This is a genomic window from Heliomarina sp. (assembly GCF_052826185.1).
Genome location: NZ_JBRBUI010000023.1, coordinates 1 through 6,686, shown reverse-complemented (window position 1 = coordinate 6,686; position 6,686 = coordinate 1). Strand labels below are relative to the sequence as shown.

Genomic DNA, 6,686 nt, shown 5'->3' with positions numbered 1-6,686 from the left:
CTTACGTCAAACGGTTGCTTTCCAACCGCATGCGTCGCGAGGCGGAGATCCTCGCCCACCTCTCAAACACCCCGGATTCGGTCCAGAATATCGCCGCTTCCGTCTACCAGAAAACCGACCCACATATCGCAATGGCCGCAGGATGAAACGTTGCGGCGCATCTGGAGAAGCTGTTGTCTGAGTGTAACCATCCGGCGTAGGCCGCGGTCGCTGGCGTCACTCAGATCGTAGTTTTGGGTTTGCGAGGCCGCGGGGCCCATTTCTTCGCCAGCCGCTCGAAGCGTTCGATGATGGTGCCGGCCCCGGCATCCTCGGCGTCGAAGTCCCCGCCCGACCAGTGGACCATGTCCTCGTGCTGCTCGTGATCGGGATCGGCGAGGGCTTCGAGGAACTCTTCGTAGCCCCAGGCGCCGCCGACGTCCTCCGGTGGACAGGCCCCCGCGGCCTTCAGAAGCCGCGGATAGGTCACGCCCTGAGTGGCCTCGCCCACCCGCTCGATCCGGATGCTGTGGTCCCAGTCATCACCGAAGTCGTAGACATACTGGATCGTCCTGGTGGCGGTCTGGTCGAGCAGCTTTTCCAAAGTCATTTTCTTCGCGTCCATGGGGCCGTCGTAGAACCCGTCCGGGTCGGGCATGCCCCAACCGGCATCCCCCACCCGGAACTCGTAGAGATGGGTGTCGGTCCAGCCCATGGCCGCTTGGATGACCTCATGCAGCCGGTCGAGCCTGATCTTCAGCGGCACCTCGATGTGGCGCATCGGCATTGGCTCGACGTCGTTCAAGATGATCCGGAGGCGGGCGATCAGGGTCATGCGGCGATCCTTTGCCGTGTCGGGGACCAATTCCAAGGCAGGAGATCCGGCACCCGGGAGGCTGTCGTGCCAGGCAGCCGGGCGAGGACGTCGCCGAGCCAGGCCTGAGGGTCGACATCGTTCATCTTCGCAGTGACGATCAGCGAATACATGAAGGCGGCGCGGTCACCGCCGCGCTCGGAGCCGGCGAAGAGCCATGACTTCCGGCCAAGGGCCACACCGCGGAGTGCTCTCTCGGCCGCGTTGTTCGTCAAGCAGACCCGCCCATCCTCGAGGAAGCGCGTGAAGGCCTCCTGTCACTGTACCCTAATTAATCAGATTCTGCGGATTCAGGGTCATTTGGGAGTGGGCAAAATCTGGGGGTCTTTGTCTATGATGGTGATTTCACAGCAGAGGAATTGCCATGGATGTGCGGATCATCGTCGAGACAACATTTGAGAACGGAACCACGAAGACGCGGCGTCTGGGACGCCTGTCTCGGCCATGTCGAAGTACTCAGCCCGAGGGCTTCGGGCTGTTGCTCGAAGATGCGAAATCCATGCTTTGGCAAGTGCAGCAATCGATCCTTCTTGACCAGATCGAGGAGGTCTCTGAGGCGAGCAGGGTCTGTCCTGACTGCAACAAGGTCAGAACCATCCATGACTATCGACCCAGGGTTCTGGACACATTGTTTGGTCGGTTCCGTGTCAAGGCGCCACGCATTCGGCGTTGCGCGTGCAACGCCAAGTCGGAGGTCACCCTGGGTGGACCACTGTCGCCGCTGGCCCAATTCTTCCCGGACCGCTCGACACCTGAATTGCAACGCCTTCAGGCCGAGCTTGGGGCGCGGCATTCGTTTCGAGAAGCAGCGCGTATCATGGAGATATTTCTGCCTTGCGCAAAGCAGATGAACACTTCGGTACGCAATCGTCTCGGCAGAATCGCCAGGGACATCGGCGATAGCGCGTATGCGGAACCGGTTGTCTCGTCAGCAGAAAAGAGCACAGCTCCGGTGACAGTCTTTCTGGACGGTGCACATATTCGATGTAGGCCGGAATACCAGAAGCGGCACCTTGATGTTGTGGTCGGCAAGATAGAAAGCCCCCATATCTCCCGCCGTTTCGGGCTTGTTCAGCAGGTCGCACAATCGCCATCGAGGCAAGTACGGCAAGACCTTCAAGACACTGGCTGGGACGGCAAGAGCCCGGTTACCGTGATTTCGGATGGAGAACCTGCCTTGCCCAATCTTGTGCGCTACGCTGTCGGCGGGCCGGTTCGCCATATCCTCGATTGGTGGCACATCTCGATGCGGGTAAAACATGTCGAGAACGCCGTAAGGGGGCTGCTGCAGACCAAGAGTTTCTCGGGCATCCCGGTGTTGTTCGAACGCCCCGCAGAGCGATTACGATGGTATCTGTGGCATGGTAAGGTTCGAGTGGGCACCACGAGCCTTCATTGGCTGATGGCCGATTGCGAGCGGCTTTGGAAAGATGATCCTGAAGTGCGCGGCGCGGCGGCGCGTGTACAGGCGCGTTGCCGGGAACTCTACACCTATCTGGCAAACAATATGGATAGCCTCACCGACTATGGGCGGCGATATCGCAATGGTCTTCCAATCTCTTCGTCCCGAGCAGAAGGCTGCGTGGACGACATCGGAAACACACGTATGGGCAAACGTCGACGCATGAGATGGTCACCCAAAGGCGCCCATCACGTTGCCATCGTGCGGGCCGCCGTTCTCGACGGAAGATTGACCAGCGCATACCAAAGAGCAGCTGCCTGACCCCCAGGTTTTGCCCACTCCCCGGGCCATCAAAGCCCAGACAATCCGCGCCATCTTGTTCGCCAGCGCGACACGCACCAGCATCGACGGCTTGCGCGACAGCATGTTCCCCAGCCATGTGCCGGGTTGAGCTTCACGATGGACGTGGCGCTTGATGATCACGCTGTTGGCGCCAATGATCAGCAGCCGCCTGAGAGACCGCTCGCCCATCTTCGTCGTCGCTCCGAGGCGCTGCTTGCCACCGGTCGAGTGTTGCCTGGGCACCAACCCGAGCCAGGCTGCAAAATCCCGGGCCTTCCGGAAGGTCTCGGGAGGCGGCGCAAGTGTCGCGATAGCCGTCGCGATCAGCGGGCCGATGCCCGGCACCGTCATCAGCCGTCGGGCGACCTCGTTCTCTTTGGCGCAGCGTGAGATCTCGGCATCGAGCCTCCCGATCTGCGCCTCGAGGTGCGCCAAGGATCCGATCAGAACCTGCAGGGTGGCTGTCGCCTCGGCGGGCAACCCGCTCTCTGGATCCTCGACGATGGCGATCAGCTTCGAGGCATTGGCAGCGCCCTGCGGCACAACCTGCCCGAACTCGGCAAGGTGACCGCGCAGGGCGTTGATCGCCTGGGTGCGCTGCCGGATCAGTAACTCGCGCACGCGGAACACCATCGCCGCCCCTTGGGTCTCTTCGCTCTTCACCGACACGAAGCGCATCGTCGGACGCTGTGCAGCTTCGCAAATCGCCTCGGCGTCGGCGGCGTCATTCTTCTGCCGTTTGACGAAGGGCTTCACGTAGGCCGGAGGGATCAGCCGGACCTCATGTCCAAGCTTGCCAATCTCTCGACCCCAGTAATGTGCACCACCACAGGCTTCCATCGCCACGACGCAAGGCGGCAAAGCCTCAAAGAACCCCAGCACCTGCGTGCGCCGCAGCTTCTTCCGTAGCACCGCACCGCCTGCGGCGTCCGCCCCATGCACCTGGAACACATTCTTCGCCAGATCGAGCCCGACCGTGATAATCTCCGACATGACCGTCCTCCTTTGTGGATCATCGCAGACCCACCTTGACACAGAGATGCCGTCGGGGGGCGGTCACATCATCAAAGCCCCGTCGCGGGGCCGTTGTTCGCGGACGCACCCGAAGAGGGCGATAGCACCACCGGCACGATCTATGTCCTGCGCAGCAAGTCGGATCATCCAATGGTGTCTGAGAACAGGGACCTCGTGCACAAGATTGGCGTGACCACATTGGGTGTCGAGAAGAGGATTGCCGGCGCGCATCTTCAACCGACCTTCCTGATGGCGCCGGTCGAGGTCGTGGCGACCTATGAGCTCTACAACATCAACCAGACTCGGCTTGAAAACCTGATCCACCGGATTTTCGGGACTGCACAGCTCGACATCGAAATTCCGGATCGGTTCGGCCGTCCAGTGACGCCCCGAGAGTGGTTCCTAGTGCCGCTGTTCGTCATCGACGAGGCGGTCCAGAAGATCAAGGACGGCACGATTACCAAGTTTCGGTATGACCCGGAGAAGGCCAGCCTCGTCTCCAGCTGAAGAGGAAGTTGCCCTATTTCTGGAAGAGATTTGACGCTCGCCCCTTTGGGGCGGGCATTTGGGTTGTTGCCGTTTATGGGGTCCAGACCGGTCGTGTACGCCAGTCGGTTGGGAAACCCATTTTCGATCGGTCGGAATCAGATTGTGCTTCGATCAGATTCCTCAGCCGATCTCGCCAAGTGCTGTCCGTTGCCTGCTTGTCCATCATGTGAAGCAGAACAACCAATATGTTATAGAGCCGATTGTCGTTCTCTTCTTGCTGGCCTTCGGTCACCAGCACCAAGTCGTTTTTGAAGCGTTTGATCTTGGGTAGTCGTTTGACGGTCCTGCGGTTCCACAGCCGTCCGTGATGTGCGCAGATGTTTCTGGTCAACGCCAACACCTGTAGAGTGCCCTCTACGATCTCTTTGGTTGGGAAGCCCAGGTCACGTCCCACCTGTGATTTGATTTTATTGTCTTTTGTTGCCTGGAACCACTTCGAGAGTTCGCCAAGCGTCATCAGTTCAGTTGCCGACCACAGGGGCGGGGAATAGGGGTCCGTGTACTTGCCTTTGTGGTACAAAATGAAGGTTTCTTCGGATTTATCTACGGCCCGAGCGAGACGGACGAGCTGTTCGGCATGGTTCAAGAAGCCAGAAAACAGGCGGTGATCCAGATGAGCATGGGCACCGTGGGCATGTGCCATATGGTAGGTCCAGCGCGATCTCACATGCACTTCAACACGTTCGATTGCCTCCAGTACCAGAACGCGCAGCCTTCGGTCGAAGACATACAGATCGGTGACTGCACTGAGGGTTGCGCCGCTTTCGAAGATCTTGCTGCGCGCGTTGCCGTTTTCGGGAGGTCTTTCAAAGGGGAGCCAGTAGGCGCTCAGCCTGTAATATCCTACTGTCTCAAGCCACTTCATTGCAGTGGCGTGGTCACCGACATCCATGCCACGCTGGATGAGGAGCTGTAGTTGTTGCTCGATGCTTGAAGGCTTCTTGGTGAACTTCAAAGTACTGAGCAGACCCCTAAAAATAAGTAACCCCCCGGTATTGAGCTCGGCCTTTCGACCGGTCGCCTGGGGGGTGTTGTTGGGGGGATAGTATGTTCGGTCCGGCTGAATGTCAACGCATGTGTACCCGAGGATTCCTGCACGATCACGTGGCAGGGGGATTGTGACTGACAACAAAAGTCCCTGCATGCTTGAGCTGCGCCAAGTCGCGCACGTCTAGGGAACCGCCGGTTCCCCCACGCAAGGCCGCTCGCCGGGAGGCAGGCTTTCAGGAGAGGGCCGCTTGCAGCGGGCCTCGCCAGAAACCCCGCCCCAATTTTCGGCACCAAGACCGGAAGGGCGTCACCACAAAGGAGGGCCATAATGGCTTATTACCAATGCACCGCCTGCCGCGATGTCGAGGAAATCGACGATGTTATCCCCGACAATTGCCCCGCTTGCGGCGCGACGAGCGTCATCGACCTTGCGGTTCAAGCGCAGCAGATTGCCAAGGCGAATGACGCCTTTCGCGAGGCGATGATTTCCGGCGGCCATCCCGTCTATCAAGGTCGTGTGGTCTGCACCCAAGGGGTCGCCGCCAAGGGGCCGGAGTTTGTCACCCTTGCCCAGCTTGCCGTTGCGGGCTTTTCGGACTTCACCGAGGACACTGATCCCCACGGTGATCATTCGATGGCCTCGGTCACGATCTGCGGCGAAACCGTCTGGTTCAAGATCGACCTTTACGACGAGAGCCTTTGCTACGGCGCTGATGATCCGCTGGACGATGCCAACACCCGCCGCGTCCTGACCCTGCTTTTTCCGAGCGAATACTGAGGCCAACAGCGGAGCGCTTGGTGCGCTCCGCTCCGGCTCCTTGTCCCCCAAATCCTTCAAGGAATATCCCAATGACCAAACAGAGCATCATTGCCGCCGACGAGGCCCGTTTCCCTCTGTCGAAGCTGTCGCTTTCCTCCATGAACCCGCGCCAGAACGTGCCCGCCGCCGAGGTCGAGGAACTGGCCGAAAGCATCTGGACCGCTGGCCTGATCCAGAACCTTGCCGGGATCATGGACGGTAACGGTGGGGCCGAAATCGTCGCTGGTGGCCGCCGCCTGCGGGCGCTGCAACTTCTGGCTGAACGCCACGCCGATCTGGCCCAGGTGCGCCCTGAACTGGCAAATCCTCCGGTTCGCCTCGCGCCCGATGATAGCACCGCACAGGCGTGGGCCGTGGCCGAGAATGCTGCCCGCCGTGACCTTCACCCCGCCGATGAAATCCGGGCCTATGGCAAGATGGAGCGGAACGGCGCGACCCCGGCAACGATTGCCCGCGCCTTCGCCGTGACTGAAAAAAGCGTCTACCGCCGCCTCGCGCTGGCCGGTCTGCCGGAAGCCGTGATCGACGCGCTGGCCGCGAATGAAATCAACCTCAGCGCCGCCGCCTGTTTCACGGGCATCGTCAAGTTGCGGGGCATATCAATAGCCGGTACGCGGGGACATGACCAAACCCAAGCAATCTGGGGCCTTTTCAGGCCATCGCTTTCCTGCCGAGATCATCGCATATGCCGTCTGGGCCTATCACCGGTTCCCCAT

The 6,686-nt window shown here is 60.2% G+C and carries 6 protein-coding genes and 3 pseudogenes; 5 read left to right on the top strand and 4 right to left on the bottom strand.

The genetic code is table 11. The features are described 5' to 3' along the window. Positions 1-220 precede the first annotated feature (220 nt). Both ACU0FH_RS08765 and ACU0FH_RS08760 read right to left on the bottom strand, forming a co-directional pair. Entirely contained in the window at positions 221-814 is a 594-nt protein-coding gene (locus ACU0FH_RS08765; protein WP_027264264.1) for a plasmid pRiA4b ORF-3 family protein, read from the bottom strand. Further along, positions 811-1,107 (bottom strand): annotated as a pseudogene (locus ACU0FH_RS08760) (transposase domain-containing protein); the annotation flags it as partial. The gene ACU0FH_RS08765 and the pseudogene ACU0FH_RS08760, both read right to left, overlap by 4 nt. 110 nt (positions 1,108-1,217) lie before the next feature. On the opposite strand from ACU0FH_RS08760, the gene ACU0FH_RS08755 reads away from it, so the two are divergent. Continuing rightward, complete coding sequence (locus tag ACU0FH_RS08755) at positions 1,218-2,576, top strand: ISKra4 family transposase (RefSeq protein ID WP_446194268.1); 1,359 nt, start codon at positions 1,218-1,220, stop codon at positions 2,574-2,576. Here the strand turns inward: ACU0FH_RS08755 and ACU0FH_RS08750 are convergent. Beyond that, a complete protein-coding gene (locus ACU0FH_RS08750; RefSeq protein ID WP_446194267.1) occupies positions 2,487-3,590 on the bottom strand; it encodes an IS110 family transposase in 1,104 nt (367 codons plus the stop codon). The two genes, ACU0FH_RS08755 and ACU0FH_RS08750, sit on opposite strands and share 90 nt — an antisense overlap. Positions 3,591-3,683: 93 nt before the next feature. Here ACU0FH_RS08750 and ACU0FH_RS08745 point away from each other — a divergent pair, with 93 nt between their 5' ends. After that, positions 3,684-4,118 carry a GIY-YIG nuclease family protein gene (locus ACU0FH_RS08745; protein WP_088636269.1) on the top strand — a complete coding sequence of 145 codons (435 nt, stop codon included), beginning with the start codon at positions 3,684-3,686 and terminating at the stop codon, positions 4,116-4,118. A gap of 73 nt (positions 4,119-4,191) precedes the next feature. Here ACU0FH_RS08745 and ACU0FH_RS08740 read toward each other — a convergent pair whose 3' ends face one another. After that, positions 4,192-5,115: an Abi family protein gene (locus tag ACU0FH_RS08740; RefSeq protein WP_088636270.1), complete on the bottom strand. Its 924-nt coding sequence runs from the start codon at positions 5,113-5,115 to the stop codon at positions 4,192-4,194. Between the two features lie 363 nt (positions 5,116-5,478). Between ACU0FH_RS08740 and ACU0FH_RS08735 the strand changes: the two genes are divergently transcribed. The 3 genes and pseudogenes from ACU0FH_RS08735 to ACU0FH_RS08725 form a co-directional block, all read left to right on the top strand. Beyond that, on the top strand, positions 5,479-5,928 hold the full coding sequence (locus ACU0FH_RS08735) for a DUF3768 domain-containing protein (RefSeq protein ID WP_088636268.1): 450 nt from the start codon (positions 5,479-5,481) through the stop codon (positions 5,926-5,928). Positions 5,929-5,999: 71 nt separating this feature from the next. Further along, positions 6,000-6,215 (top strand): annotated as a pseudogene (locus ACU0FH_RS08730) (ParB/RepB/Spo0J family partition protein); the annotation flags it as partial. A gap of 376 nt (positions 6,216-6,591) precedes the next feature. Beyond that, a pseudogene (locus tag ACU0FH_RS08725) lies at positions 6,592-6,686 on the top strand (IS6 family transposase); the annotation flags it as partial.